This is a genomic window from Nonlabens sp. MIC269 (genome assembly GCF_001430865.1).
GTDB lineage: Bacteria > Bacteroidota > Bacteroidia > Flavobacteriales > Flavobacteriaceae > Nonlabens > Nonlabens tegetincola.
Genome location: NZ_CP011373.1, coordinates 1,522,303 through 1,547,833, shown reverse-complemented (window position 1 = coordinate 1,547,833; position 25,531 = coordinate 1,522,303). Strand labels below are relative to the sequence as shown.

Genomic DNA, 25,531 nt, shown 5'->3' with positions numbered 1-25,531 from the left:
CTGTCTTCCCTCGCTTTGCTCGGTCGCGAAAACATAACTAACCACAATTCCTTATACCTATTGTTTCACGAGTTTCCCCATAAAAGATTCGTTGTTTGCTGTAAGAATTTTATAAACATAATAGCCTTTTTTAAGCGAAGTCACATCATATTTAAAGCTATTCTCAGTTTCTAACAAAGATTCAGTTTTACGATCCATCAATCTTCCATTTATATCATATATGTGTAGTTCAATTGAACTTGTAGATACTGGCAACTTAAAGTAGGCAGTTGTACTAGCCGGATTAGGATACACCATAACCTGTGCAATAGCATCGTAATTTTGGTTCACCGACAGCGTTGAGAATTGACCGATTTTTAAATCATTAATACTTATTGAAAATGGAATAGTTGTGGAATAATCACTTATAACTGAAAAAACAATAGTTTTAATGTCTGGATAAGAGAATCGAACTCCTGATCTATTTTCAAATTCATTTATTCTTATCGTATGAGTAGTAGTATTTCCCTGATTAGCCGGAATGGTAAAGGTATACCTGTCAGTCCAGGCGACATCTGCATTTGGAACCAGAACAACCTCTACATCTTGGTCATTGCTTAAATCAAATTGAATGGTGTCATAATTTGTTATATCCAGACTTTGATCACCAGGTAATAGGTGTCTAAAAAGGTTGATATTACCCTTTACATTACCAGTTACAATAGGATTACGTTCCACATGATAAACATTTGGTGAAACCGATGTATTACCCGCATTAATATCAAACTGTGATACAGTTGCATAGGTGTCTAGATAGTCCAGTCCCCATGGTCCATCAGCTAGATATAGAGTGTCGGGCTGTGAAGATCCTGTATTGATAGAAAATCCAATATCAAATAAGCCACCAGTTGGAATTATTATATCTTCTTGATAGGCGCCTGAAAGATTAATGGATTGCGTGATGTTTTGTCTTCCCGATTGTTCTGTTACAGACATATTCCCAGAAAAACTCATATTTAAAACACCAGTTTTATTTGTGATAGTAAGGTGTAGCGCTCCATTTTTATAGTAACCAGAATTTACGAACACCTCTGGTACTGTAGCTGTCATGGTAGTATTAACTACAGATTGTGATTGGTTAAAGTTGCTTAGGATACCATTAGTAATTGCAAAAACCTGTGAAAAAGAACTTCCCCATACTTGAAAATTATAATAATCTCCTGTAGGATACTGGCCTATTTCCCACAAACTATATAGTTCATTTTGAGTACCGTCGTGTTTAATGGAAAAACCCAATGCGTACTCTACCTCACCATTGGCTCGAGTTATTTTTGAACTTATCATGGGATACCCATTTACGGTTACTACACGTACGTCGTCTAGTGAGGAATTATTTAATCGATCGCAAATAACTTTGGAATGATCGTATATAGATCCTGTTGTACTAGTTGCTAGAACAGCCGCTACGCGATTACTTTGTTCATAATAATCTACTGATAAAACTTCATTTGCATTGGTAATTCCTATAAGGTCTTGCGGTGTAGATACTTGAGCCACTTCAGTTCCATACATTCCGGTATTAGGAATGTAAGTATCAAGAGTCGTTTGAGTTCCGCCGTTTTTTGAAATATATGAAGTAAAACTCTCTTGATTTTTCTTATTTGATTGATGGTTTTCTTTAGATCGTTTAAAATTTCTAACTGCAACTAGGCTAGCTAGCTTACCATCACTTTCTAAACCACCCGTATTTCCCGATGTTACAGTTGCCGATTTGCTTACATCGGCATAATTTGTTGTTCTCAATGCAGTGTATGGATTTGCAGAAACGTAAAATACAGCATCATTAAAATCATTATCGCACGAGCCGTAATCTCTTCTTACATCTTCAAATCCTAAAATGATTCTTTCGTTTTCAGCATCTTGTAGCAAGACATTATGATGCTGTAGTTCGGGTAGGGCTTCTGGGTTAAAGTCTGGGTTTGAGTGTACAGCCCAAAGCGGATTACCTATAGAAGATGTAGAACTATTCCATGCATTTGCCAGAAGAACCCATCCAATTCCCGTTCCTGCAGGAAAAGTTCCTATTTTAACTTTATCACCAGCTAATAATCCGCCACCGCTGTATAGAGCAGATACGTTAGGAAAAATAATTGTTATGTCTGATGGAGTAGGAGCTGTAACTGGAGGATTATTAATATCATAGGTATAAAAACCTAAAACATTCTTATAACCTGCACCTTCACTTACGAAGGTTACCCATACGTCTGCTAGACTATCAATAATAAGATCGGTATCGTATCCAGCTGTTATATAGTGAGGATTGTAGATGGGAACAGGATAACCTTCTGGCAAAGAATAGCCCACCATATCCATAGTGTCGCTACCTACCACATCACCTGGGTTTTCTAAATATAAAGGTGTGCCCATGGAATCATAGGCTCCTAGATATTGATAACCTTGAGCCCATATTACTTGAGATACGAATAACAAAAGGAGTAGTATTTTCTTCATCTTGACTTTGTTTATGTGTGTCAAAATTAGAAGTATAAACGACCTTGTTAGGTGTATTTTCGCTAGACAGGCGTTAAGTGTAGTTGAATGGTTTGATCAACTAGATTACTGGATTCTATTATAGGTGGTTAACACGCTTTCGCGAAAGCGTAATATGTCACATCTACTACAATAAATTTAATCTTTTCATTAAAATAGGGCGATTGGACCTGCTTACTGGAACGATGTCCTTTTTAATCAATACACAATTGTCTTCAATATCAATGATCTTTTGAACGTTAATGATGTAAGAACGGTGTACCTTAAGAAAGGTATTATCAGGTAATTTTTCCTCAATTTTCTTTAATGTGCTGTGTACGATATAGTTCTTTGTTTCAGTTTTAATCATAATGTAATCGCCTTTGGCTTCAACTAAATAAATGGAAGGCATATCGATTTTAATGAGTCTTCTGTCAATGTTTACATATAGAATATCATCTTCGTTAAGGCTTACATCGGCTTTTTGCTTTTCGACTTTTTTCGACTTAAACTGTGTAACTGCTTTTTGAACAGCTTTATTAAATTTATTAAGGTCAATGGGTTTAATTAGATAACCTACAATACACTCATATTCAAAAGCTTCAATAGCAAAATTAGGGTCTGACGTGGTGAGTATTACATTAGGTGGATTTTTAATGGTTTGAATAAAATCCATACCATTAAAATTAGGCATGTGAATATCTAGAAAGATTAAATCAACAGTGTGTTGATTGAGGTATTTCATGGCGTCGATAGCATTTGAAAACTGCTCGATAATTTGTAAACCTTTTATATCACTACAGTAATTTTCAATGATTAATCTTGCCGTAGCTTCATCATCTATGATAATACATTTCATTTTGCTGGCTATTCTAGTGTTTTTAAGTAGGTAGACATGCTGTTAAGAATAGCTTCAAACTCTTTATGCAAGTCGTAATTACCTTCCCTTATTTCATCCTCATATTTAACGGCTGTTTGATAACCGTTTTCTAGCCCTAAGATACTTATTTTATGCTTGAGTTTGTGAACAGCCTCTGCAGTTTTGGTTTGTTTTTTTTCATTAAAGGCTTCATGATAGACCTTTACCTCATCGGGAAATTCCAATTTGATGACCTTGATTAATTTTTCTTCAAATACTTTATCGCCTCGACAAAGTGCATCTATATAGGAGCGGTTGGGTTGTTCTGTCATGTTTTAGGTAATGTAAAATAGAATGTGGTTCCTATTCCAGGCTCAGATTCTATCCAAATTTGTCCGTTATAATACTCGATAATTTTATTTACTATTGAAAGGCCTATTCCTGAAGAACCTTTTTTATTCTCGAGCTTTTCAAATGTTTTGAATATTTTTTGATGGTATTTTTTATCGATTCCTATACCGTTATCTTTTATGTAAAAGATACCTTTTTCACTATTGTTGTAACCTATTTCAATATGACCTTGTTCTTTGTCATTATAGGTTATAGCATTGGTAATCAGGTTTTGGAATAGTTGTCGTACTCTGTAGGTATCACCTTTAATAACTGGTAATTCATTAACTACAAGTTTTATATTTTCAGGAACAACTATGGAGTCTATGATTTCAGAAATTATCTTGTTAGGATGGACATCATAAAAATCGGAATTGTGTTTGTCGATACTAGAATATTGTAGAATACCATCAATAAGGTTATCCATTTTGAGAACATTTTCTCTTACTGTATCAAGATGTTGTTGCCCAGTAGCATCTAGTGAGTTTTTATAATCTTCTTGAAGCCAGGAAGATAATGTGTCAATACTGCGTAAAGGAGATTTTAAGTCATGGGAAACCATATGAGCGTAATCACTTAACTCTTGATTTCTGGCTTCTAAATTATTTAATAAATTTTGCTGTTCTTCAAATGCTGTACTCGCACGCAAGCTAGTTGTAAACTTGTCAATTACCGGTTTTAACTGAGCTAATTCTTTTTGATTTAAATTATTTTTTTTGGTATACAGAAATAAAAACCCAATAGTTTTTAAATTATATACAGCAACATGACCTTGTTTTAAAGAAATCGGAGATAGTTGATTTAGAATCTCATGTTTTTCAACATCGAGCAGTATGTATTCATTATCAATTATAGACAATGGCAGTTCTGATCCTTTGACTCTTAAACTTGTTCCTTTTGGTAAAGAATAAACAGTTTCAAAATAATTTTCTTTTCCTTTAAGTACCCAAGCTGCATTCAAGTTTTGACGCTTGAGCAGCAACTTTATAAATGACTCGCAATTATTTTTGAAATCCAAAGATTTCCCAATAGCCATTGCGTATTCATATAACTGTAAGACCTCAAGTATGTGATTTTGTATTTGCATTATTCAAATAATCCTACTACAACTGTTTTATTATAGAATTCAAGAAACCCTTCACCGTATGACGATATTTCACCCAACGTGAGCGCTCCACTTATTGAAATATGTGGATATTTTTCTTTTAGTGTTCCCGTTATTGAGCGAAGTTCTTTATCAAAATCAGTTTCTAGAAACAGTACCCTAGAAATACAGTCAATTATTATTGCCTTTCTCGGTTTGCTAGCGTGTAACAGACTTTCTTGTGCAGCTTGTTCAGCTGCTTTTATTAGTGAATTATTGTCTCCATTCAAAATATCAACCAGTGAGTTGTCCTCTAATTCGGCGATACAAATTATCTCTCCTTTCTCATTAGTCATTAAAGGATCTCTTACAATGCACTCACCATCGTTTTTAACAATACCAAAAGGGTAACCCTTTGCAATATCAAAAAAGTTATCATCACTGAATTTTTTGTTAGAGTGCTTTTCTACAACAGTTTTATAGATTTCGAACGGGTTTTGCCAGTTTATCTCTTGAATGACATCACCATCTGCTTTGGTAACGATATAAGGGCCGTCAACTTTACTCCATCCATGTTTTACTCCAATATGGGATGACATTTTAACAATACTGTAGACCGCTGCGTCCTCAAAAAATCCTTCATTAGTAAATACACATGGTTTTTGTTGAAGTGACAAACTACCTGCCCCACCGCCAAAATAATTCGTTTGCATTCCATAATTTTCATACAATGTACTCATGTAATGAGAAATATTTGAAGTCAAACCGTCAACGTAGGTGATTATACTGTAGGAACCATCTTGAAATTCAAATTTTGGAATAGTGTAATTGGTTGAGCTTAATTCTTTTATTAAACAAATCTTTTCTAAATTTTGTAGGGTGTTGATTACTATACCTTGTTCAATAACCTGATTGTTATGAATGACTTTTGGGAAGATCCCACCCATAAAAGTGACTCCAATCTCATTGAGATCATCAACTAATGCTGGAATATCCAATTCTGTATGTTCTGCAACAGCAATTAAAGCACCGTGAGCACCTACGTGATCTTTAATATCCAGAGCAATTTCTTTGCTAGTGATAGACTTGATTAACATAGTTATTTCTTTAAGGTAAAATAAAAAGTGGTTCCTTGATTAGGAGTGCTATCTAGCCATATTTCTCCACCATGTAAATTGACTATTTTTTTTACAATTGAAAGACCAATTCCTGACGAGTCTTTAGAGTGATGAAGGGCATGAAAAATTTTAAAGATTTTTTGATGATATTGCTCTTCAATTCCTATCCCATTATCCTCAATCGCAAACTCGTAAAAACTACCTTGATCTTTACAGCTAAGGGTAATAATACCAAGATCTTTATCATTGTATTTAATGGCATTAGCAATTAAATTTTGGAATAATTGCTGCAGTTTAATTTTATCACCATTTATAATAGGGAATTTATTATTTATCTTGAATTGAATGTGATCTGGAACGTAAATCATTTCGATTACCTCGCTTATTAAGCTTTCCAGATTCACTTTTTTAAAAGCTTCTACGTTTTTGTCTAAAACGCTATACTCGAGAATTCCACTAATTAATGATTCCATTTTTTCTAGAGTAGACTCAATCAACTCAATATTTTGAATGCTGGAATCGTTTAAAATACCTTTATTGTCTTCTCTTAACCAAGATACCAATGCGTTAATACTACGCAATGGTGATTTTAAGTCATGAGAAACTATGTGAGCATATTCTTTTAACTCATTATTACTTTTTTCTAGACTTTTAACTAGATCTTCCTTTTGTAATTGAAGGTTCTTAAAATCTGTAATATCAAGATGAATTCTTATTGATCCTAATTGATTTCCTTTTACATCAACGTTTTTAATACCACTGGATAACCAATATTTAGTTTCTTGATTCTTGTTTTTAATTTTTAGTTCATAAGTATAAGATCCGTCATCAATAAGTTCTGTTTCATCGGGATTAAAAATTTTCTTTTCTGCTTCAATTAAAAGAAAGTCTTTTCCATTTCTTCCGATAAGCTCTTCTTCTTGATAGCCAGTCATTTCAATGAATCTCCTATTTACTAGTTGAATTTCGTCTTTTGAGTTTACTTCAACTAGACCGATATTCATATTATCAATGATAGACCTATACTTTATTCTTTCAGCCTCAACAGCCTTTTGATAGGCCGCATCTAACGTAATATCGCGTACTATACCTTGTGCTGCAACAGGTTTACCTTCTTCGTTTTTGATAATACTAGCATTGATATGGACTAACCTAGTTTTTCCCGATTTAGTGTGGATGTGAATTTGAAAATTAGTAATAGAACCTTTGGTGATTAATTTGTTAAAGCCATTAGCAACATGGTCAAGATCATTGTCTTTTACTAACTCTAATAAACTAAATTCTTTTTCTTCATTATTCTGTTCCAATAACTCTATCGCAGAATCATTCATTTTAAGGACCTTACCTTGTAGGTCCATAATAACATAAGCATCTACTATGTTTTCAAAAACGCCTTGTAATTGCGAGTTTTTTTCATAAATAAGCTTTTCAAGCTGTTGGTTACTACTCTTAAGTTCTTGAGTTAACTTATATAAATCTGCAGACTTTTCTTCTAGAATTTTTTCAGCTTGTTTACGGGCCATTTTTTCTCTAGATAAAGCCCTTTTTAATATGTCTATTTCGTTTTGTGACATTTAAGCATAGCTTATATCAAATCTTACTTCAGTTCCTAATTCATTGAGTTTATAGAACTCGATATTTACAGGAGTTTTAAACAGCTTGAATGTTTCTGTCATCAATCCTTTACAAAGCATATAGAGAGCCTTATCTGATTTGTAAATTATCTTCATTGAATCAGAATTTTTCTCTTGTATTTCAAAAGTTGGTAGTTGAGCTTCGGGATATATTTTTTTTACTTCAACATGAATGTGATTTTCGATAGAGGCTACGAGATCCATGGGATCTTTATAGTGCTCCACGATATTGGGATGCATATTGATTAAAGCAGCAAACAAATGTTCTGCATAAACGAGTAATAAATCATCCACAGAAATATTAGTGTTCTTACTTAAATGGGTAATGAGTTGTAACATTTCTGAAAATTCGTAGGTTCCAACCGAGGTATATATCCCTTGAGATTCCAATTCAGATTCATTGATAATGGTATCAACCATCGAGAGTCCGAATTTTTCTTCTACTAGTTCTAAAAATTCTGTGAATATGATTCCTTTCATTCTTATAAGGTGATTAGTTCATTTATACTCCAGTAAGATAAGAGTTTTTCCATTTTAAAAACGTAATCTTCATATTTTAAAGGTTTAAGAACATATCCTGCCACACCTATTTTATAACATTCCAATAGGTCACGATGATTACCCGATGTTGTAAGAACAATTACAGGAATGTAGCGCAATCTGTCATCGTTCTTTAACTTTTCTAAAAACTCAATACCATTAATTTTTGGCATATTTAGGTCTAATAAAATAATATCTGGTAAACTATCTTTTTTATTTAGAATATCTAAAGCCTCTTCACCATTACTGGCTTCTATGAGTTGATGTTTTATTTCTTGAGAGTTAATAACACGATTGACTTTCATCACTTCAATAGTATCATCTTCTAAAAGTAAAATTTTAAGGGAACGACCTTTCATAACGGTAAAATTGTGCAGCAAATTAGCATGTATGCTCAAAATCTCAGCTCCATTATCGATGACTACACTTTTAAGTGTCGACGGATGGCAGTTAAGTGTCGACGAATGGTTTTTCTCTTTGCGCAATGCATTAAATCACCTTTTGTCTTTTACGTAATAGTAAAGAAGTAACGAGTTATAAATTAATTACATAAAGTATTGTAAAAACAAAAAAGCCACTCAGTAAACTGAATGGCTTTTCAAGTTGTGGGCCCACCTGGGCTCGAACCAGGGACTTTCTGATTATGAGTCAGATACTCTAACCAACTGAGTTATAGGCCCGAAAGAAGTTGTTTTATTTCTTTCTTCCTTTAAAAGGACTGCAAATTTAATCTATTTGTCGGTTGTAGCAAATTATTCTGTTATTTCTTGACATAATTCTACTAGGACACCATTACTGTCTTTTGGATGTACAAACGCAATAAGCTTATTATCAGCACCTTTCTTAGGTTCTGCATTTAAAATAGTGAACCCTTCTTTTTTTAGCCTTTCTAGTTCTTCATAGATGTTTTCAACAGCAAAAGCCACATGATGTATTCCTTCTCCTCGTTTTGCGATGTATTTTGAAATAGCGCTGTCTTCATGCGTAGCGGCCAAAAGTTCAATTTTATTCTCACCGCTCATGAAAAAGCTAGTCATAACGTGCTCACTAGCTACTTCTTCTTGTTTATAAGGTTTTCTTCCTAATAACTTGGTATAGGTTTCGTTTGCTTTATCGAGATCCTTTACGGCTATACCTAAATGTTCAATTTTACCTAGCATAAAAGTTTTTTTCAAAAATACTACATAAGTATTATTGACAATTTTTAAGCTGTTCAATAGTCCCTTCTTTTCCCCATCTAGGTGCATAACCATCTGGAGTTTCTTTTTCAAATAACTCAAGTGCGGTATCAAGTTGACTGCAGTAAGGTGTTATGTCTTTACCAAAAAACTTGGCACTACCTATTAACCATTGTGCCCTGCTAGTCACCACTCGTGGATTATTAGGTGTTAACTTCATAGCTTTCTCATAGATCGCTGTTACTTTAGGTGATAACTTCATACCATAAGTGCTACTATCCATGGTTATATAAGCAGTATAAAGTAGTGCTTGTAAAACCATAACCTCTGTATTATCCGGAGAAATTAGTAAGGCATTATCAATTTGTTCTTGCGCTTTTTTCAAGTACAGTGCAGTTTGATCTTTTGGGTTTTGTCCCCAAGAACTATTTAGATAACAAAACGCAGCATAATAAGTTGGCAACCAATTTTCTTTTTCTACTCTCGCGATTTGTTCAAATTGTGGTGCGGCTTCAATCAAGTCTGTTTTCATCGAGGTGAATGCGTTGTTCATGGCTTTTTCATAAGGTGATTGAGCAATGACTTGTTGACTGATACATATTACTAGTAGTAAATAAAGAGTTTTCATAATGTTTTGTTTTAAATATGATACAAGTTTATGTGTGAGTTCGCTTTCGCGAAAGCGTAATTAACCCAACTGTTATTTAATAGTACTGAGTTGTTGCTCTTATAAATTATCCAATTGATTATCGTTACCACCTATCGTCCAGAAAAATCCAAGGAAAATAAACCTATCTGCAGCTTGCCCTATGGTTCTGCGGTCAAATTGCGCATTTGAGTTTTGTGTATTACTATATTGATAACCAAATATATTTTCACGACCTAAAACGTTGCTTACAGATAGATACAAGATTTTTTGATCATCGATGAGGTAAGCCCAGCTCATATCTAAAGATTGAAATGATTTTGCCTTGCTGTTTTGAAATCCGCTACTGTTGGGATCGGTATAAGGCCTACCACTTGCTAGATTGTAAGTAAGACCTATTTGAGACTTCCAATCTTCTACCCAATACTTAGTTACGATACTCAAATTATGATCGGTAGCAAAATTAGGAGTTGCCTGTTCAGGAAAGTTTCTAAATTGTCTTTCAGTGTCTAAATAACTATAACTTACCCAGTACTCAAGATTTTTCAAGCTCTTGTCATCTCTCCAAAATACGTCTAACCCTTGCGCATATCCATCACCAGTTGTATTAAATGAACTATTGATTTCTGGCATGCTCGTATCGTATCGTAATAACTGGTTATAGTTTTTTCGATAAGCTTCAATACGTAGCATGCGGCCATTTTTCTTATATAAATAATTAGCTATAAAATGGGTTGCTCTTTGATTATCTAGCCTTGACTCATATTGCAAAGCTTGATCTGTTTGCGGTTGGTAAAAATCACCATAGGCGAGAGAGACCTGACTGTGATCAGTTAAACTGAGTCCTGCGCTCAATCTAGGTGAGACATTAACTTTTTGTAGGTGGTCATAATAATCGGCACGTACGCCTATCTTAAAGGCCAGGCTTTTATTGGCAAATATTTCAGATTCAGCATAGGCAGCAGTATTGGAAAAAGTGATCCCTGATTTAAAGCTTTCATTAGTTAATGCAACGTCTTGATTGGTGTTAATAGAGAACTGTTCTACGCCATAACTCATATTAAAATAATTGCTATACCGTTTATTTGTTTTTACTTTTAAATGGGTAGCATTTTGCTGTGTTCTAATTCTAGTTTCTGATATCTTTAATTGGTTGCGGTCATGGGAAAAACTTGCTCCTGATTCTAATGACCACTCGTTACCTAATTCAACTTCGTAATTTAAATTACCATAAAGATTGTTGTTATTAAGTCCAAAGAAAATTCCATCTGGTAAATTAATGTCTTCTTGAATGAGACTAAAATCGGAATAGGAATAGGCTCCATAGGCTTTGAACAGGCCTTTGTTAGTTTTTTTACGATATACAGCTTCACCTGCGAGAGATTGATATGGGTCTTCAAACTGATTGTTTTGAGGGATGAGCTCGTTGTAAGGGCCTAGGTTAAAGTAGGATGCGTTTACAGTAATGCTTTCGTTATCCCAAATTTCTGTTCTACTAGCTGATGCTCCTACGGTCATAACAGATAAATCTGTACGTTCCTCGAGCGGTAGATCGGTTGAGTTTAGAAGTAAAACTCCGCTCAGTGCATTACCAAATTCCGCACTGTAACCACCAGTGGAAAAAGAAATGCCATCAAATAAGAAAGGAGAAAACCTACCACGAGTAGGAATGTTTCCTGTAACGGGTAAGAAAGGTTGAAAAACTCTACTACCATCGATGAAAATTTGTGTTTCATCAGCCTGGCCACCTCTTATGAATAAGCGTCCGTCATCTGGATTTGCGCTGGTTCCTGGAAGTGTTTGAAAAGCGCCTATAACATCTCCTAGCGCACCTGCAGTAGTAACAATATCTAAGGGTTTTAAAGCGTTGGTTTTTGAATTATCTCCAGCACTAAAGCTACCTGCACTAATCACAACTGTATTAAGTGAATTCATGCTTTCGCGCAAGCGTACTTTGATTTCTTGCATTTGGCCTACGCTTGCGTTATGCCTAAACTCATCATATCCTATAAAAGTAATTACCAGGGTATGAGCACCTGTTTGGGTAGTAGTAAAATTGAATACTCCATCCATGTTTGTAGTCGTTCCATCATAGGTGCCTTCTAAATAAACATTGGCGCCTAGAACTGGTGTGCCATCTGGTTCTACAACTGTTCCTGTAATGCTGGTTTGGGATATTGATGATATACTAATAAAGAAAATGAGGTAATTAAGGATTTTCATGGTTTCAGTTTTTATTCTGATACAAAAGTGTGATTACCTTATGTGTACAAAGAATTGAGTTACCTGAAATGTGAAATCACATACCTCAACTGTCATTTTCTATTTTAACTAGATGAAAGGGAAGATCTTTTCTAAACCTTTTTATCGGGAATGGCAAAACTTTATCTTTACCATATCCTTATTTAGTAGGATAATAGCTTTAATTATCCATTATAAAGAATTTGAAAAAGGAAGTTTAAAACAAATTAAATGAAGACAGCTTTAATTACCGGTGCCACTAGTGGAATAGGATTAGCAACCGCCATTACGCTAGCAGAAAATGGTTTTTCACTTGTTCTATGTGGACGTAACACCCAAAAATTAAATGAACTAGAGAAGGAATTAGGAGATCTCGTTCCAGTTACAACATTAAGTTTTGACGTACGAGATCAGGTGGCTGTCAACAAGGCAATAGCTAGTTTGACAAACGAGCCATTTGATTTTATTGATATTTTAATCAATAACGCTGGTAACGCTCATGGTCTTGATGCGATTGATCAAGGATCAACTGAAGATTGGGACGCCATGCTGGATATTAATGTTAAGGGATTGCTCTATGTAAGCAAGGCTATTATACCACAAATGAGAGACGCAGGCCGTGGTCATATAATAAACATAGGATCTACCGCTGGTAAAGAGGTTTATCCAAAAGGAAATGTTTACTGTGGTAGTAAACATGCGGTTGATGCCATTACAACAGGAATGAGATTGGATTTAAATCCCTACGGTATTAGAGTAGGAGCTGTAAACCCAGGATTAGTAGAAACAAATTTTAGCAAGGTGAGGTTTAAAGGAGATACTAATCGAGCCGATCAGGTTTATAAAGGTTACATGCCTTTACAACCAGAAGACGTGGCAGATGCTATTTTGTTTGCAATCACAAGACCACCACATGTAAATATTGCCGATCTTACCATGATGTGCACAGCGCAGGCCAGCAGTACCATAGTGAAAAAAGAAATATAGTTTTATGAACCCTACACACGGTTCTTATACTGTTGAGGAGGCAAAACGCACCCTAGAACGATACTGCGCTTATCAGGAACGTTGTCACAAGGAAGTAGTTGAAAAGTTAAGAAAAATGAACATGATTCAACTCGCAATCGATGAGGTGGTTGGTCATTTGATAGAACACGACTTTTTGAATGAAACTAGGTTTGCAGGTGCTTTTGCCAGAGGCAAGTTCAGAATTAAAAGTTGGGGAAAACAACGAATTATCAGAGAGCTCAAAATGCGAGGTCTTAATGATAGAACCATAAAGGTTGGACTCCAAGAGATTGAACCAGAGGATTATTATCATGTATTTGATACGCTTTCGCGAAAGCGTAATAACCAACTTAAAGAGAAGGATAAGTATAAAAGACGTAAAAAACTTGCTGATTACCTACTTTACCGAGGATGGGAAAGTAATTTGGTATATGAGAAAATTCAAGAACTTATACCTTGATTCCTAATTTTTTATGAGTACGTACGATAGCTTGCTCGTTTTTATAATCTATCCATTCTTGACCTTTACGCCTGCGCATGAAGTTGTCATAGTGTCTCATGATAAGTAGGTTATAAAGAGCTTTTCCTAGATTTTTAATTTTTCTAGGGTAACTGCGCAAGCTTATTGAAAACCCTGGTGTTAAATAGTGCATGTAATGCCAGTAACCTTCTGGCATATATAACATTTCACCATGATTGAGCTCACATACATACCCTTGTGCTTGCTTAAGCGCTGGCCACTTATCAAAATCAGGATTTGTAAAATCGATATCTTCTCTAGAAATTAAGGAATGAGGAACTCTATATAAATACTTTGATTGATCAGGTGGTAGAATTATACAACGTTTTTTACCGTGAAAATGAAAGTGTAAAATGTTTGTAAAGTCTATATCAAAATGCATAAACACTTTTGAATCGGTCCCACCAAAGAACATCATGGGTAGACCTTTAATCAACTTTAAGCCAATGTCTGGAAATTTAAAGTCTTCTTGTAAGGCAGGTACTTCTTTAAGAATGTTATAAAGAAATATTCTGAAATTGGTAGGTTTTTCAAGTAACAGATCTATATAATCTGTCATTTTCATTTCTGCATGAGCTTGATTAAAACCTTCATCATGTCGTACAGGTCTGTCATCGTAAAGTGGTACAGTCTGATCGCCAGCCATTTTACGTATGTATTCTAGATTCCACTTTTCATATGCAGGCCAGTCCTCTGTAAGTCGTTCAATTACAACTGGTTTTTGAGGTTTTAAATAATACTTTATAAAATCTGCTTTACTAAGTGTTTTTACTCTCGGTATTTGTTCTAGATTAAGTCCCATAGCAACGGACAAAAGTAAGAAATAACATTGAATAAAAAGGACAGGCTAAATACTGTGAACGTTACTTATAAATTGTTTTAATTTTCCTCGTGTGCTACGATCTAGAAATTCTTTTTTTGTAAAAATTACAGATAAACCAGGTTCTAAATATTCATCCATAGAGCGCTGAATGTTACTTTTCAATGAATCAGACAATTCGTTTTTACTCACATAGTGTATCTCAAATTCACTAGGAGTTGTTTGAATTACAATAAATTCTAGAATGTCAGAATCTGTATTAATTATACTTTTTGTAACGTAGTAAAAGGTAAGACCTGGCACAACCTTGCCGCTTGGTAACCTAGCTACATCGCTTGTTCTACCTTGTAATTGTTTTAAAATTAACTTGCCACTAGAATGGGTTTCGATACTACCTATATCGCCTATTTCATAGCGTATCATAGGATGTGCCTTGTTATATAAATCGGTGATTAATATACGTCCAGTTTGACCTGGTAGAACTGATTTGTTGTTATCATCAACTACTTCAATAAATAGATTGTTATTATTAAGTACAAACAGGTTGTTTGAATTCTCCATAGCAATCAAACCAACTTCACTAGCGCCATACTCATTAATAATAGGAATACCTAAACCCTTTTCTAGCGTTATTCGATCATCAGGAAACAACATTTCACTAGTAACAATACACGCTTTTAGAGTAGGGCATAGATTTTTTAATACCTGTTTGTTATTGATACAATATTGTGCAAGTAATAAAATGCTACTCGTATAACCATTGATGTATTGAAAGGGAGATTTTTTAAATCTATCTATAAAATACTCAAGGACCTCTTCATTAAGATTGAAAATAGGAAATCGCTTGCGCTGGCTTACATAATCTTTTAATAGTTCAATATACCTAGACTTGCCACTTAAAGGTATCCCATAAAACCTAGCTTGATAATCTTTATCTAGGTTTATATCATGTTCATTATAAGCATTAAAAAAAGCTGCCCAAGCGATGGCATGGGCATATTTGTCCTTGGCAAAATAAAAAGGGTGACCACTGCTACCGCTAGTTTTTCCTTTAAATAGTTTTTTGTATCCAGGTGTTATTCTTTTTTCTAGCGGTTGTTGTAGATCTCTTTTAGTGAGAATGGGTAATGAATCCCATTCATTACTTTGAGTTATAGAAGAATAAAATGGATTATGTGTAATATGGTGTGCTACTATTGCTGCTTTTCTATCCTCAATTTCTTGAACTGTACTTTGTGATAATAGAGCATACTCTAGCTTAGCTTGTTCTATATCATATCCTTGTAAGCTTAAGGTTTTAGAGAATAAGGGTAACGGCAAAATATGATTTTTTAGAAACTGCGTTCTACTATTTCAAGAAAACGCTGTTCATACGGTTCCTTACCTGACCAATTGTTATAATCTGGTTTAACCATAGTATTAATAAATTGTAAGGCTTGATCATAACTAGGAATCGTATTCAATTGAGAGACCACACGATTAAAATCTTGATCACTACCACCAAATAAATGTTTAACAAATCCTAACCTATCATTCATCCCTATTTTCATTCCAGCATTTAATCGCTCATTTAATGACTTGGGTTTATCTTCATTAGTGTCGTTGACCTTACGCTCAAATACTGGCATTTCTTTAAAGTCTGCAGTGATTTCTTCAAAATCATTCTTCATAAATTTTTGAGTGTCTGGCAGCTCTATTTCTACTTCAGGAACTTCATCGGGCATTTCTTCTACCATTTTATGGATGGTTTTAATACCAGGTAAATCCATCTCTTCACGGGTGTCTTCATCAACAGGAACAAATAAATCACTCAAATCATTACTAGCAAATACATGATCTTCATTCTCATCGGCATAGTTATCAATAATAGCATCCTCTTCACCTTCATTTTGTAGGTTAGATGTAGAATCCTGATCATTAATAACAGCGGCTGTATTTTCTTCAACAATATTTTCACTATTACTAGATAGGTTTACAGTCTCTTCATCTGTAGTAACACTATCTGTAGGTGAGGCAGCTTTGATTTTTTCAGAAGAATCATTACTAGATAAAGAACCAGCATCTAAATTCTCTTGTACAAATGCTAGTACACTTAATTTTTCATACAATTCTCTCGCTTCACTTTTAAGCTGGAGCACATCTTCTTTATTCTTCATTTGTAAAATGCGGTGCGCAATACTTGTAAGTTGTGCTACTATTTTCTTTTCCATGCTATCGTCTGCCTGTAGTTTATTTGTATTTTTGGGCATGAGCAAGTATCTTGACAAGCTCACTTTTTTAACGCCTGTAAATTACAAAATGTTTCTAGAAAATACGGTAAATCATAAAGAACAGTTTGGCTGGATTGAAGTCATTTGTGGCTCAATGTTTTCTGGAAAAACAGAAGAGCTTATTAGAAGACTTAAAAGGGCTCAATTTGCTAAACAAAAAGTAGAAATCTTTAAACCGGCAGTTGATGTACGCTATGATGAAGAAATGGTCGTTTCACATGATGCCAATGAAATTCAAAGCACACCGGTTCCTGCTGCCGCAAATATTCCTTTACTAGCTATGAATTGCGATGTTGTAGGGATCGATGAAGCGCAATTCTTTGATAACGAGATTGTAAAAGTATGCAATGATCTAGCTAATAGTGGTATAAGAGTTATCGTTGCAGGATTAGACATGGATTTCAAAGGCAATCCATTTGGTCCTATGCCAGCTCTTATGGCAACCGCCGAATATGTGACTAAAGTACACGCAGTTTGTACTCGCACGGGTAATCTTGCTCAATACAGTTATCGTAAAACTGCCGATGATGACGTAGTCCTTTTAGGGGAACATCAAGAATATGAGCCTTTAAGTCGCGCGGCTTATTACAAAGCAATGCTCGAGGATAAAGTAAAACGCATACCGGTCAAAGATCCAGAATCAATCTCCTCAAAATCAACCAATGATTCATAGAGGAACAAGACTTGTTGTAAACCTTGCTGCACTTGAGCACAACTACAAGTTCTTACGTAGTAAAACAAGTGACAGCACCTTGTTTATGGCTGTTGTAAAAGCACAAGCCTATGGTCACGGTCTAGTCCCAGTGGCTCAAAAATTACAAGAATGTGGTGTGGATTATTTTGCTGTTGCCTATGTTGATGAGGCAGTTGAATTGCGCAACAACGGAATCACAACACCTATTTTAGTATTACACGCACAGCAACACAACCTACCAGATTGTATAGATAGGTGCATAGAACCTGTGATTTACAGCAAGGAAATGTTGGAGGATTTTTACGCTTTCGCGAAAGCGAAACACCAGACCAACTATCCTGTTCACCTTGAATTTAATACGGGTCTAAATCGTATAGGAATTGATGGTGAGGAACTTGACGCTATTCTAGAAATGCTTAATAAGCAGGATCACTTAAAGGTTAAAGGATTGATGTCTCATCTAGCAGCTAGTGAAGATTTAGAGGAAATTACCTTCACTCAAAAGCAAATAGATACATTTACTGAATTAGCTAAAAAGGCTGAATCAGTATTGGGGTATGATTGTATAAAACATCAATGTAATACTAGTGGCATATTAAATTTTCCAAATGCCCATTTTGATATGGTGCGATCTGGAATAGGTTTGTATGGTTACGGTAACGACAAGAAGTATCAAGACAATTTTAAACCTGTAGGAACGCTTAAATCGGTGGTCTCACAGGTGCGGTCTATAAAAAAAGGCGAGAGTATAAGTTATAATAGATCTCACCATGCTTCAAAGGACATGACATACGCCGTAATACCTCTAGGTCACGGTGATGGTATGAAAAGAGTTTACGGCTATGGTGGTGCCTTTGTCTACATAAATGGAAAGCCAGCACGCACTCTAGGTATTATTTGTATGGACATGTTCATGGTAGATGTAACGGATATTCCTTGTAAACGAGGTGATGAGGTTGTTATCTATGATAACGAACACAATGCCCAAGAAATGGCAGAAGAAGTAGGTATTATCTCTTACGAATTAATAACAGGTATTCAGGCACGTGTTCCAAGAGTCTACATTGAGGAAGGTGTTTAAGCGATATATATTGTATTTTATCGATAAAATGTAACATCGGTTACTTTTTTTTCTTAAAAAAACCTTAATTCTAAGACTAATGCTAATTTTGCGGTAGTTAACCTTAAAAATATAAAACAATGCTTAAAGAGTTTAGAGATTTTATTATGACAGGTAATGTCATAGATCTTGCAGTAGCGGTAATTTTAGCTGGTGCAATGGGACTAGTAATCAATGGTTTCGTAAGTGATATTATGATGCCAGTTGTAGGTCACTTTGCTGGTGGTCAAGATTTTTCAGAGTTCAAAGTAGTTCTTGCAGATGCTGTTGTAGCAGCCGATGGAACTGTTGAAAAACCAGAAAACGCTATCCTATATGGAAAGTGGATCAACGCTATCATTAATTTGATTACTGTAGGTTTTGTTCTTTTCCTAATCGTAAAAGCTTACAACAAAACTAAAAAGCCGAAAGAAGAGGCTCCAGCTGCTCCAGCAGGTCCTACGCAAGAAGAATTACTTGCTGAGATACGTGATGTATTAAAGTCAAAGAACTAGATTCTTTAATCGTAAAATAGGAAAGCCGCTATCTAAACAGGTAGCGGCTTTTTTTATTTGGTTTTACTCTAGATGTTAAGATAATAAACGCACTACATCTTTTGCAAAGTAACTTGCGATTAAATCTGCACCTGCTCTTTTGATTGCGGTAACTTGTTCCATCATAACAGCATCATGATCTAACCAGCCTTGTGCGGCAGCAGCTTTGAGCATTGAATATTCACCACTCACTTGATAGACACTTATAGGTACTTCTATTTCATTTTTCAGGTCACGTACGATATCTAAATAGCACAAACCTGGTTTAACCATAACGATATCTGCTCCTTCATCAATATCCATTAGTGTTTCTCTAATCGCTTCGGTTCTGTTAGCTGGATCCATTTGATAGGTTTTTTTATCACCAAAACCAGGAGCACTATCAAGAGCATCTCTAAAAGGACCATAAAATGCACTAGCATATTTTGCAGAATAACTCATTATACCTGTGTTTTTATAACCTTCTTCTTCCAGTGCTTCACGCAAATAGAGAATACGACCATCCATCATGTCGCTAGGAGCAACCATATCGGCACCAGCTGCGGCATGTGAAACAGCCATTTGAGCAAGAACATCACAGGTCTCATCATTTATCACGTACTGATCCTTTACAATACCATCATGCCCGTAACTAGAATAAGGATCAAGAGCTACATCTGTCATTACGTACATATCAGGAACAGCGTTTTTAACGGTTTTGATAGCTCGCTGCATTAACCCATCCTTATTTATGGCCTCGGTACCTTTATTGTCTTTGAGATTGTCGGGTACTTTTACAAAAAGAAGTACCGATTTTAATCCCATTTCCCACAACGATTTTACTTCATGTTCTAGTAAATCAAGACTATAACGGTAATAATCTGGCATTGATGCAATTTCCTCTTTAATACCACTACCTTCTACAACGAAAAGAGGCACAATAAAATCGTTAGGTGAAATTTGCGTTTCACGCACCAGTGAGCGCACAGCATGGCTGGCACGCAATCTTCTATTTCTTCTTAATGGATACATACAAAACGTTTAAAGTCATTGCAAAGATAGGCTAGATAATTACAGCTATAAAGTCATTTAGGATTCATTAAAAGATTGAATGGTCTGTGTATTCTGCAAGGTGAAATCTTCTAATTAAACGTTTACAAACGTAAATAAACGAAAGCAATCATTTAAAATACTTATAGCTTTTGGTTATCATCTCATATTTGCATCGTCAACAGTTCACAAGGTTACTGCAATGACAACAAGATTTTTTTTAAACCATACAAACTAATTAATTATGAGTAATTTATCAAACAAAGTACAACTTATCGGAAACCTAGGTCAAGATCCAGAAATCATTAACTTAGAAAGTGGTTCGCAAATCGCAAAATTCTCTTTAGCAACTACAGATCGCTACACTAACAAAATAGGCGAGAAAGTAACTGATACACAATGGCATCGCATTGTAGCTTATAACGGAACTGCCAAAATTATTAATGAATACGTAAAAAAAGGAAACCGAATAGGAATAGAAGGTAAGCTGACTACTCGTGCTTGGGAAGACAAAGACGGTATTAAACGATATACAACTGAGGTTGTTTGTAACGAGGTATTGCTTTTAGGAAGTAAGAACTAGCCGTTATTTGGAGCACCGTCAGGGAATGAGGTGTTTTCAGAAGGTCTTACTTTTTCAGTAAGGCCTTTTCTTTATTTACATAATTAAAAACCCCATGCTATTGAAAGTAATAGCATGGGGTTTTAAAATTATAGCTATATTTTACTTGGCCACCTTGGCAGCTGCTTTTGCTTGTTCATTTCGGTCGATCTTGTGACCAGGACGAGACCATTTAGGCTTTTCACCTAAATCTTTATATTGTGAATATTGAGCCTCAACTGTTTCAGGTTGTGCTTTTTTCACAAAAGGTTTCATAGGTTGTAATCCTAGCATTTCAAACATTTTCATGTCTTCATTCACATCTGGATTAGGCGTGGTTAACAGTTTATCACCAGCAAAAATTGAATTAGCACCAGCAAAGAAACACATAGCTTGTCCTTCACGGCTCATACTTGTTCTACCAGCACTTAATCTTACTTGTGTTTGTGGCATAACTATACGAGTAGTGGCAACCATTCGAATCATTTCCCAGATAGAAACAGGTTCCTGCTCTTCAAGAGGTGTTCCTTCAACAGCTACTAGGGCATTGATAGGTACACTTTCTGGTTGCGGACTTAACGTTGCAAGTGCTACAAGCATTCCTGCTCGATCTTCTATGGATTCACCCATTCCTATAATTCCACCACTACAAACAGTTACGTTAGTTTTACGCACGTTATCAATAGTGTCCAGTCGATCTTGGTAGCCTCTTGTACTTATTACCTCTTCATAATATTCTTCACTACTATCAAGATTGTGGTTATAGGCATACAATCCAGCCTCAGCCAGACGTTTGGCTTGATTTTCCGTAATCATTCCTAGAGTACAACATACTTCCATATCTAGTTTATTGATGGTGCGCACCATCTCTAGAACTTGATCAAATTCTGGTCCATCCTTAACATTACGCCATGCAGCTCCCATACAAACTCGAGAACTTCCTCCAGATTTTGCGCGTAGGGCTTGTGCCTTTACTTGCTGCACACTCATAAGGTCGTTTCCTTCAATGTCAGTGTGGTATCTTGCTGCTTGTGGACAATATCCACAATCTTCAGGGCAACCACCTGTTTTGATGGATAGTAATGTAGATACTTGTACTTGATTAGGGTTGTGATGTTGCCTATGAACACTTGCTGCTTCATAAAGCAACTCCATCATAGGTTTGTTATATATTTCTAGAATCTCTTCCTTAGTCCAATTATGTTTCATGGTCTTCATTTATCAAGGGTAAAAATACACTTTATCAGTTGAACAGCCTTGACAGGCTTGTTTACTTTAGTTTTTCAATTAATAAACTTACTGCATTACCTCCAAAACCAGTTGCATTTACCAGAATTTTTTGTGCAGTATTAATCTTATGATTGTTCAAGTATGGTGGTGATACAATACATTGCTTTTCTAGCATTTCAATTGCCATACACACGCTTAATGCACCGCTTGCTCCTAGCGAATGTCCAACTTGCCATTTATTGTTGCACAGTATCGGAGTCGTACTACCAAAGAGTTTTTTAATAGCATTAAGTTCTGCACGGTCACCTTTTATCGTACCAGGAGCATGTGTGATCACTGCGTCGATATCACTTAATGGAGTTTTTCCTATAGCCTGCTTCATTGATTCTTGCAAACATGTGCCTGTGTCTGATACGGATGTAGCGCTGGTTAAGGGCTCTATAGCAGTACCATACCCAGTAATTGCAATGTTAGTATTCTCTTGCTTTTTTGAAAGTAGTAATAGGGCAGCAGCTTCACCTAAAATCATACTATTTTCTTTTTTCTCAACGTCCAGTGCTTTACATGGATATTCATCATTAATAGCTTCACTATAGATGCGCAACGCTTTCATTTGTGCTATGGTGAACTCCGTTAATGGAGCCTCGCTACCACCAGCAATAACTTGTTGTGCCATTCCGCTTTCTAACCATGCGATACCATTGACAATAGCATGCGATGCGGTAGCGCAGGTAATACTGTGTGACATTGCCATTCCCTTAAGATCTAAATCCTGTGCCACCCAACTAGAAATATTACCCAATGTAGTGAGTGGTGAGGTAGGAGTAGGAACAGTTCCGCTTTCGCGAAAGCGAGAATAAAAATTTTCCCATAGACCTGTAGCGCCACGACTACTGCCTATATTCACAGCAGTTTGTGTATTATTAACTCCTAAATCCTGCGCGCAGAGTAATGCTAATTGAACACTACGATCTAAATTCTTGTAAGAAGAATGAGTTTCTAGAAAGCTTTGTAACCGCTCTTCGTCTTTAGGATTAATACGGCTTACCAATGCGTTATTCTCTACAGTAAATTGAGCGTGTTGCGGTTGTATAGTAAAACTATCAACTGCAGCAATAAATGCAGATTTCTGTATGAAAATGGGTGATTTCAACAATGTAAATTTGTTTAAGGGCAAAAATCGGTAATAAACCCGACATTGCTGTTGAATTCTAGAATTCGTTTAGGAATTGCAGCATAGTTTCATGTAAGGATTTTAACTGCTCGGGTGATGTCGTAAAAGGCGGAACAATATAAATAGTATTGCCTAGTGGCCTCAAAAACACACCGCGATCCCAAAACCATTTAAACATTTTATCCCTTTGATTTCCGTAACGCTCCATTTTAATTGCAAGGTCCATTGCTAGTATTACTCCTTTACTGCGTGCATTACTCACTCGTGGATGGCTGGATAAAACATGTTTAAACTCTAGGTTTTTCTTTGTAATATAATCTATATTCTTTTGAATGGAATTACTGGTCAATTGATCGATTGCTGCCGCAGCAACTGCACAGCCTAATGGATTACCACTATAAGTGTGGCCGTGAAAAAGACCACGAGCCATTTCATCATCATAAAAAGCGTCAAACACTTGCTGCGTGCATGTTGTTATTGCCATAGGCATAATTCCACCAGTTAAAGCTTTTGATAAACACATGATATCAGGCTTTTGATCTATTTGATCGCTTGCAAAATAAGTTCCTGTTTTACCAAAACCTGTCATTACTTCATCGGCTATGGTAATGATTCCTTGTTGCTTGCACAATTCTATTAACTGAGACAAAGCAGCTGCATCGTTAAGTTGCATTGCAGCCGCACCTTGGACAAGTGGTTCATAAATGAAACTTGAAATGCGGTTATTCTCTATAAGGCTTTCTAATGAATTGAGAATTTGCTCAACATTGTTTTCCGTGGGAGCAGGGATGCGAATTACCTCAATAAAGAAATCTTCAAATGGTCCGTTGTATACCGATAAACCTGAGGCGCTCATGGCACCAAAGGTGTCTCCATGAAAACCATTCTCTAGCGCGATTACTACATTGCGTTTTTCTCCTTGGTTGAAGTGAAATTGAAAAGCCATTTTTAGAGCTATTTCAACGCTGGTCGAACCGTTTTCTGAGAAAAAAAATTTCTCTTGATTATCAGGTAAGATATTTATTAAGCTTTTGCTTAATCTAGCAACCGGTTCATGTGTCATACCTGCAAAGACCACATGGTGTAGTTTATCAACTTGGTCTTTTAATGCCGTTGTTAATGCTGGATTTACATGTCCATAACTACAGGTATACCAACTTGAAATAGCATCAAAATAAGCCTTGTTCTCAAAATCATACAAATAATTTCCGTGCGCCCGTTCAATAGGAAGTGGATTACCTGCTGTCTTATGCTGTGTAAGTGGATGCCAAACGTGTGCCTGATCGAGGGCTTTTATTTGTTCTTCTCTCATAAAGAGTGTAACGTCTCTTTAAATTCTTGTGCGTATTGATTAATAATTTGCTTATTAATCTCATTTTCTTTTTTCAAATGGCCCAAAGTAGGCACACCAGTCATTTTTTCAATAACCTCGATTGTACCATCCAAATCCACGTGGTTATATATGATTCCAGAACATGTTAATCCTCGTGATTTTAAACTTTCAACAGTAAGTAAGGTGTGATTGATACTTCCTAAATATCCTGAGCTCACTACTATGATTTTGTCATCTGGCAAAATTAAGTCGGCGATGGTTTTATCTTGATTAAGAGGAACTAGTAATCCACCAGCACCTTCAATGACTAAATGATTGTTAGTGTGTGGTCGTTTGATTTGTTGTAAATCTATAAGTACATTATCAATTTCGGCAGATTTATGAGGACTCATAGGTGTATTTAAACGGTATGATTCTTCATGAAAATAACTTTGGTCGTTGTCTACAAGCGAGGCAACGGTTCCTTTATCTGTTGTGTCTAGACCGCTTTGTACTGGTTTCCAATAATCGGCTTTTAAGGCTTGTGTAACTATAGCTGCAACTACTGTCTTTCCTACATCTGTTCCTATTCCGGTAATAAAATAGCTACCCATTTATATCAAATTTATGATTGCAATTTCTGCAAACATAGTGCTCACTGCTCGTAAAGGGAAAAATGCTCAGGTATATTGCTGTTATTGTTTCCTTAAAATTAGTTGCGGTGTGCACATCATGCTGTTCCCTAACTTGTCTTTTTTTACAGTTTGGGCATTTTATTAGTTGCGTTACAGTAGATAAAATTTCAGGATTTACTGTTTCAATTATATTAATGGCTTTAAGATATTCCTCGCGGTAAACATCCATTTTAATTCCTCCTATAGCATTTGTAGCAAATGGATCGGTGGCGATGGTAAATTCATCTCTTAGAATTACAGTAACGCCTTCACTCTCCAGCTTGCTTTTGATCACAGCGGCATCGGCTGGATATGAGAAGATAGCAACTGTTTTAAATTTACTCATCT

26 protein-coding genes and 1 tRNA gene are annotated in these 25,531 nt (G+C 35.7%); 6 read left to right on the top strand and 21 right to left on the bottom strand.

What is annotated here, in order from left to right; translation table 11 throughout:
• Positions 1-57 precede the first annotated feature (57 nt).
• From AAT17_RS07275 to AAT17_RS07220, 12 genes are all read right to left on the bottom strand, one after another.
• Positions 58-2,490 (bottom strand): DUF4114 domain-containing protein, encoded by a 2,433-nt coding sequence (locus tag AAT17_RS07275; protein ID WP_060523448.1) that lies wholly within the window; start codon positions 2,488-2,490, stop codon positions 58-60.
• A gap of 166 nt (positions 2,491-2,656) precedes the next feature.
• Positions 2,657-3,367, bottom strand: a complete 711-nt coding sequence (locus AAT17_RS07270; RefSeq protein ID WP_042276628.1) for a LytTR family DNA-binding domain-containing protein — start codon at positions 3,365-3,367, stop codon at positions 2,657-2,659.
• Positions 3,368-3,375: 8 nt separating this feature from the next.
• Positions 3,376-3,699 carry a hypothetical protein gene (locus tag AAT17_RS07265; RefSeq protein ID WP_060523447.1) on the bottom strand — a complete coding sequence of 108 codons (324 nt, stop codon included), beginning with the start codon at positions 3,697-3,699 and terminating at the stop codon, positions 3,376-3,378.
• On the bottom strand, positions 3,696-4,844 hold the full coding sequence (locus tag AAT17_RS07260; protein WP_060523446.1) for an ATP-binding protein: 1,149 nt from the start codon (positions 4,842-4,844) through the stop codon (positions 3,696-3,698). Before AAT17_RS07260 ends, AAT17_RS07265 begins: the two co-directional genes overlap by 4 nt.
• The gene (locus AAT17_RS07255) at positions 4,844-5,938 is read right to left on the bottom strand and encodes an FIST signal transduction protein (RefSeq protein WP_060523445.1); all 1,095 of its coding nucleotides are present in this window, start codon (positions 5,936-5,938) and stop codon (positions 4,844-4,846) included. The genes AAT17_RS07260 and AAT17_RS07255 overlap by 1 nt, the downstream gene beginning before the upstream one ends.
• Positions 5,939-5,940: 2 nt before the next feature.
• Positions 5,941-7,533 (bottom strand): PAS domain-containing sensor histidine kinase, encoded by a 1,593-nt coding sequence (locus AAT17_RS07250; RefSeq protein WP_042276624.1) that lies wholly within the window; start codon positions 7,531-7,533, stop codon positions 5,941-5,943.
• Positions 7,534-8,073, bottom strand: coding sequence for a heme NO-binding domain-containing protein (locus AAT17_RS07245; protein ID WP_042276621.1), 540 nt, complete (start codon positions 8,071-8,073; stop codon positions 7,534-7,536).
• Positions 8,074-8,075: 2 nt separating this feature from the next.
• Entirely contained in the window at positions 8,076-8,492 is a 417-nt protein-coding gene (locus AAT17_RS07240; protein WP_042276618.1) for a response regulator, read from the bottom strand.
• 247 nt (positions 8,493-8,739) lie between these two features.
• Positions 8,740-8,813: transfer RNA gene (locus AAT17_RS07235), tRNA-Ile, on the bottom strand.
• Between the two features lie 72 nt (positions 8,814-8,885).
• Entirely contained in the window at positions 8,886-9,293 is a 408-nt protein-coding gene (mce, locus tag AAT17_RS07230; RefSeq protein WP_042276616.1) for a methylmalonyl-CoA epimerase, read from the bottom strand.
• Between the two features lie 31 nt (positions 9,294-9,324).
• Entirely contained in the window at positions 9,325-9,939 is a 615-nt protein-coding gene (locus tag AAT17_RS07225; RefSeq protein WP_060523444.1) for a hypothetical protein, read from the bottom strand.
• A 99-nt stretch (positions 9,940-10,038) separates the two neighbouring features.
• Positions 10,039-12,180: a TonB-dependent receptor gene (locus AAT17_RS07220; RefSeq protein ID WP_060523443.1), complete on the bottom strand. Its 2,142-nt coding sequence runs from the start codon at positions 12,178-12,180 to the stop codon at positions 10,039-10,041.
• A gap of 249 nt (positions 12,181-12,429) precedes the next feature.
• Between AAT17_RS07220 and AAT17_RS07215 the strand changes: the two genes are divergently transcribed.
• Together AAT17_RS07215 and AAT17_RS07210 are read left to right on the top strand one after the other, a co-directional pair.
• Positions 12,430-13,185 (top strand): SDR family NAD(P)-dependent oxidoreductase, encoded by a 756-nt coding sequence (locus AAT17_RS07215; RefSeq protein ID WP_042276612.1) that lies wholly within the window; start codon positions 12,430-12,432, stop codon positions 13,183-13,185.
• 4 nt (positions 13,186-13,189) lie between these two features.
• The gene (locus AAT17_RS07210; RefSeq protein WP_042276611.1) at positions 13,190-13,666 is read left to right on the top strand and encodes a regulatory protein RecX; all 477 of its coding nucleotides are present in this window, start codon (positions 13,190-13,192) and stop codon (positions 13,664-13,666) included.
• Here AAT17_RS07210 and AAT17_RS07205 read toward each other — a convergent pair.
• Genes AAT17_RS07205 through AAT17_RS07195 form a run of 3 tightly spaced genes read right to left on the bottom strand, consistent with a single transcriptional unit; the run spans position 13,656 to position 16,795 of the window.
• A complete protein-coding gene (locus AAT17_RS07205; RefSeq protein WP_060523442.1) occupies positions 13,656-14,528 on the bottom strand; it encodes a cupin-like domain-containing protein in 873 nt (290 codons plus the stop codon). The genes AAT17_RS07210 and AAT17_RS07205 overlap by 11 nt on opposite strands.
• Positions 14,529-14,573: 45 nt before the next feature.
• Positions 14,574-15,866, bottom strand: a complete 1,293-nt coding sequence (locus AAT17_RS07200) for an AMP-binding protein (RefSeq protein ID WP_060523441.1) — start codon at positions 15,864-15,866, stop codon at positions 14,574-14,576.
• A gap of 11 nt (positions 15,867-15,877) precedes the next feature.
• A complete protein-coding gene (locus AAT17_RS07195) occupies positions 15,878-16,795 on the bottom strand; it encodes a hypothetical protein (protein WP_060523440.1) in 918 nt (305 codons plus the stop codon).
• Between the two features lie 49 nt (positions 16,796-16,844).
• On the opposite strand from AAT17_RS07195, the gene AAT17_RS07190 reads away from it, so the two are divergent.
• From AAT17_RS07190 to mscL, 3 genes are all read left to right on the top strand, one after another.
• Positions 16,845-17,489, top strand: a complete 645-nt coding sequence (locus AAT17_RS07190; protein ID WP_060525037.1) for a thymidine kinase — start codon at positions 16,845-16,847, stop codon at positions 17,487-17,489.
• Positions 17,479-18,591: an alanine racemase gene (gene alr / locus AAT17_RS07185; RefSeq protein ID WP_060523439.1), complete on the top strand. Its 1,113-nt coding sequence runs from the start codon at positions 17,479-17,481 to the stop codon at positions 18,589-18,591. Before AAT17_RS07190 ends, alr begins: the two co-directional genes overlap by 11 nt.
• 119 nt (positions 18,592-18,710) lie before the next feature.
• The gene (gene mscL / locus AAT17_RS07180; protein ID WP_042276603.1) at positions 18,711-19,124 is read left to right on the top strand and encodes a large conductance mechanosensitive channel protein MscL; all 414 of its coding nucleotides are present in this window, start codon (positions 18,711-18,713) and stop codon (positions 19,122-19,124) included.
• A 75-nt stretch (positions 19,125-19,199) separates the two neighbouring features.
• Here mscL and hemB read toward each other — a convergent pair whose 3' ends face one another.
• Positions 19,200-20,174 carry a porphobilinogen synthase gene (hemB, locus tag AAT17_RS07175; protein ID WP_060523438.1) on the bottom strand — a complete coding sequence of 325 codons (975 nt, stop codon included), beginning with the start codon at positions 20,172-20,174 and terminating at the stop codon, positions 19,200-19,202.
• Between the two features lie 262 nt (positions 20,175-20,436).
• On the opposite strand from hemB, the gene AAT17_RS07170 reads away from it, so the two are divergent.
• Complete coding sequence (locus tag AAT17_RS07170; protein ID WP_042276599.1) at positions 20,437-20,775, top strand: single-stranded DNA-binding protein; 339 nt, start codon at positions 20,437-20,439, stop codon at positions 20,773-20,775.
• A gap of 141 nt (positions 20,776-20,916) precedes the next feature.
• On the opposite strand, the gene bioB is transcribed toward AAT17_RS07170, so the two are convergent.
• Genes bioB through AAT17_RS07145 form a run of 5 tightly spaced genes read right to left on the bottom strand, consistent with a single transcriptional unit; the run spans position 20,917 to position 25,529 of the window.
• Positions 20,917-22,011 carry a biotin synthase BioB gene (gene bioB, locus AAT17_RS07165; RefSeq protein WP_060523437.1) on the bottom strand — a complete coding sequence of 365 codons (1,095 nt, stop codon included), beginning with the start codon at positions 22,009-22,011 and terminating at the stop codon, positions 20,917-20,919.
• 52 nt (positions 22,012-22,063) lie between these two features.
• Positions 22,064-23,176, bottom strand: coding sequence for a beta-ketoacyl synthase N-terminal-like domain-containing protein (locus AAT17_RS07160; RefSeq protein WP_060523436.1), 1,113 nt, complete (start codon positions 23,174-23,176; stop codon positions 22,064-22,066).
• A gap of 58 nt (positions 23,177-23,234) precedes the next feature.
• On the bottom strand, positions 23,235-24,509 hold the full coding sequence (gene bioA, locus AAT17_RS07155; protein ID WP_060523435.1) for an adenosylmethionine--8-amino-7-oxononanoate transaminase: 1,275 nt from the start codon (positions 24,507-24,509) through the stop codon (positions 23,235-23,237).
• Positions 24,506-25,123 (bottom strand): dethiobiotin synthase, encoded by a 618-nt coding sequence (bioD, locus tag AAT17_RS07150; protein WP_060523434.1) that lies wholly within the window; start codon positions 25,121-25,123, stop codon positions 24,506-24,508. Before bioD ends, bioA begins: the two co-directional genes overlap by 4 nt.
• Positions 25,116-25,529: a hypothetical protein gene (locus tag AAT17_RS07145; RefSeq protein ID WP_042276588.1), complete on the bottom strand. Its 414-nt coding sequence runs from the start codon at positions 25,527-25,529 to the stop codon at positions 25,116-25,118. The genes bioD and AAT17_RS07145 overlap by 8 nt, the downstream gene beginning before the upstream one ends.
• Positions 25,530-25,531: the final 2 nt, after the last annotated feature.

What these genes read in the sequence shown, in the direction of transcription:
- AAT17_RS07255 (WP_060523445.1), bottom strand. Translation starts at nt 5,938, where the DNA reads ATGTTAATCAAGTCTATCACTAGCAAAGAAATTGCTCTGGATATTAAA.
- AAT17_RS07170 (WP_042276599.1), top strand. Translation starts at nt 20,437, where the DNA reads ATGAGTAATTTATCAAACAAAGTACAACTTATCGGAAACCTAGGTCAA.
- AAT17_RS07275 (WP_060523448.1), bottom strand. Translation starts at nt 2,490, where the DNA reads ATGAAGAAAATACTACTCCTTTTGTTATTCGTATCTCAAGTAATATGG.
- AAT17_RS07260 (WP_060523446.1), bottom strand. Translation starts at nt 4,844, where the DNA reads ATGCAAATACAAAATCACATACTTGAGGTCTTACAGTTATATGAATAC.
- alr (WP_060523439.1), top strand. Translation starts at nt 17,479, where the DNA reads ATGATTCATAGAGGAACAAGACTTGTTGTAAACCTTGCTGCACTTGAG.
- AAT17_RS07190 (WP_060525037.1), top strand. Translation starts at nt 16,845, where the DNA reads ATGTTTCTAGAAAATACGGTAAATCATAAAGAACAGTTTGGCTGGATT.
- bioD (WP_060523434.1), bottom strand. Translation starts at nt 25,123, where the DNA reads ATGGGTAGCTATTTTATTACCGGAATAGGAACAGATGTAGGAAAGACA.
- mscL (WP_042276603.1), top strand. Translation starts at nt 18,711, where the DNA reads ATGCTTAAAGAGTTTAGAGATTTTATTATGACAGGTAATGTCATAGAT.
- mce (WP_042276616.1), bottom strand. Translation starts at nt 9,293, where the DNA reads ATGCTAGGTAAAATTGAACATTTAGGTATAGCCGTAAAGGATCTCGAT.
- bioA (WP_060523435.1), bottom strand. Translation starts at nt 24,509, where the DNA reads ATGAGAGAAGAACAAATAAAAGCCCTCGATCAGGCACACGTTTGGCAT.
- AAT17_RS07265 (WP_060523447.1), bottom strand. Translation starts at nt 3,699, where the DNA reads ATGACAGAACAACCCAACCGCTCCTATATAGATGCACTTTGTCGAGGC.
- AAT17_RS07145 (WP_042276588.1), bottom strand. Translation starts at nt 25,529, where the DNA reads ATGAGTAAATTTAAAACAGTTGCTATCTTCTCATATCCAGCCGATGCC.
- AAT17_RS07240 (WP_042276618.1), bottom strand. Translation starts at nt 8,492, where the DNA reads ATGAAAGGTCGTTCCCTTAAAATTTTACTTTTAGAAGATGATACTATT.
- AAT17_RS07225 (WP_060523444.1), bottom strand. Translation starts at nt 9,939, where the DNA reads ATGAAAACTCTTTATTTACTACTAGTAATATGTATCAGTCAACAAGTC.
- AAT17_RS07270 (WP_042276628.1), bottom strand. Translation starts at nt 3,367, where the DNA reads ATGAAATGTATTATCATAGATGATGAAGCTACGGCAAGATTAATCATT.
- AAT17_RS07205 (WP_060523442.1), bottom strand. Translation starts at nt 14,528, where the DNA reads ATGGGACTTAATCTAGAACAAATACCGAGAGTAAAAACACTTAGTAAA.
- bioB (WP_060523437.1), bottom strand. Translation starts at nt 22,011, where the DNA reads ATGAAGACCATGAAACATAATTGGACTAAGGAAGAGATTCTAGAAATA.
- AAT17_RS07195 (WP_060523440.1), bottom strand. Translation starts at nt 16,795, where the DNA reads ATGCCCAAAAATACAAATAAACTACAGGCAGACGATAGCATGGAAAAG.
- AAT17_RS07210 (WP_042276611.1), top strand. Translation starts at nt 13,190, where the DNA reads ATGAACCCTACACACGGTTCTTATACTGTTGAGGAGGCAAAACGCACC.
- AAT17_RS07245 (WP_042276621.1), bottom strand. Translation starts at nt 8,073, where the DNA reads ATGAAAGGAATCATATTCACAGAATTTTTAGAACTAGTAGAAGAAAAA.
- AAT17_RS07220 (WP_060523443.1), bottom strand. Translation starts at nt 12,180, where the DNA reads ATGAAAATCCTTAATTACCTCATTTTCTTTATTAGTATATCATCAATA.
- hemB (WP_060523438.1), bottom strand. Translation starts at nt 20,174, where the DNA reads ATGTATCCATTAAGAAGAAATAGAAGATTGCGTGCCAGCCATGCTGTG.
- AAT17_RS07215 (WP_042276612.1), top strand. Translation starts at nt 12,430, where the DNA reads ATGAAGACAGCTTTAATTACCGGTGCCACTAGTGGAATAGGATTAGCA.
- AAT17_RS07250 (WP_042276624.1), bottom strand. Translation starts at nt 7,533, where the DNA reads ATGTCACAAAACGAAATAGACATATTAAAAAGGGCTTTATCTAGAGAA.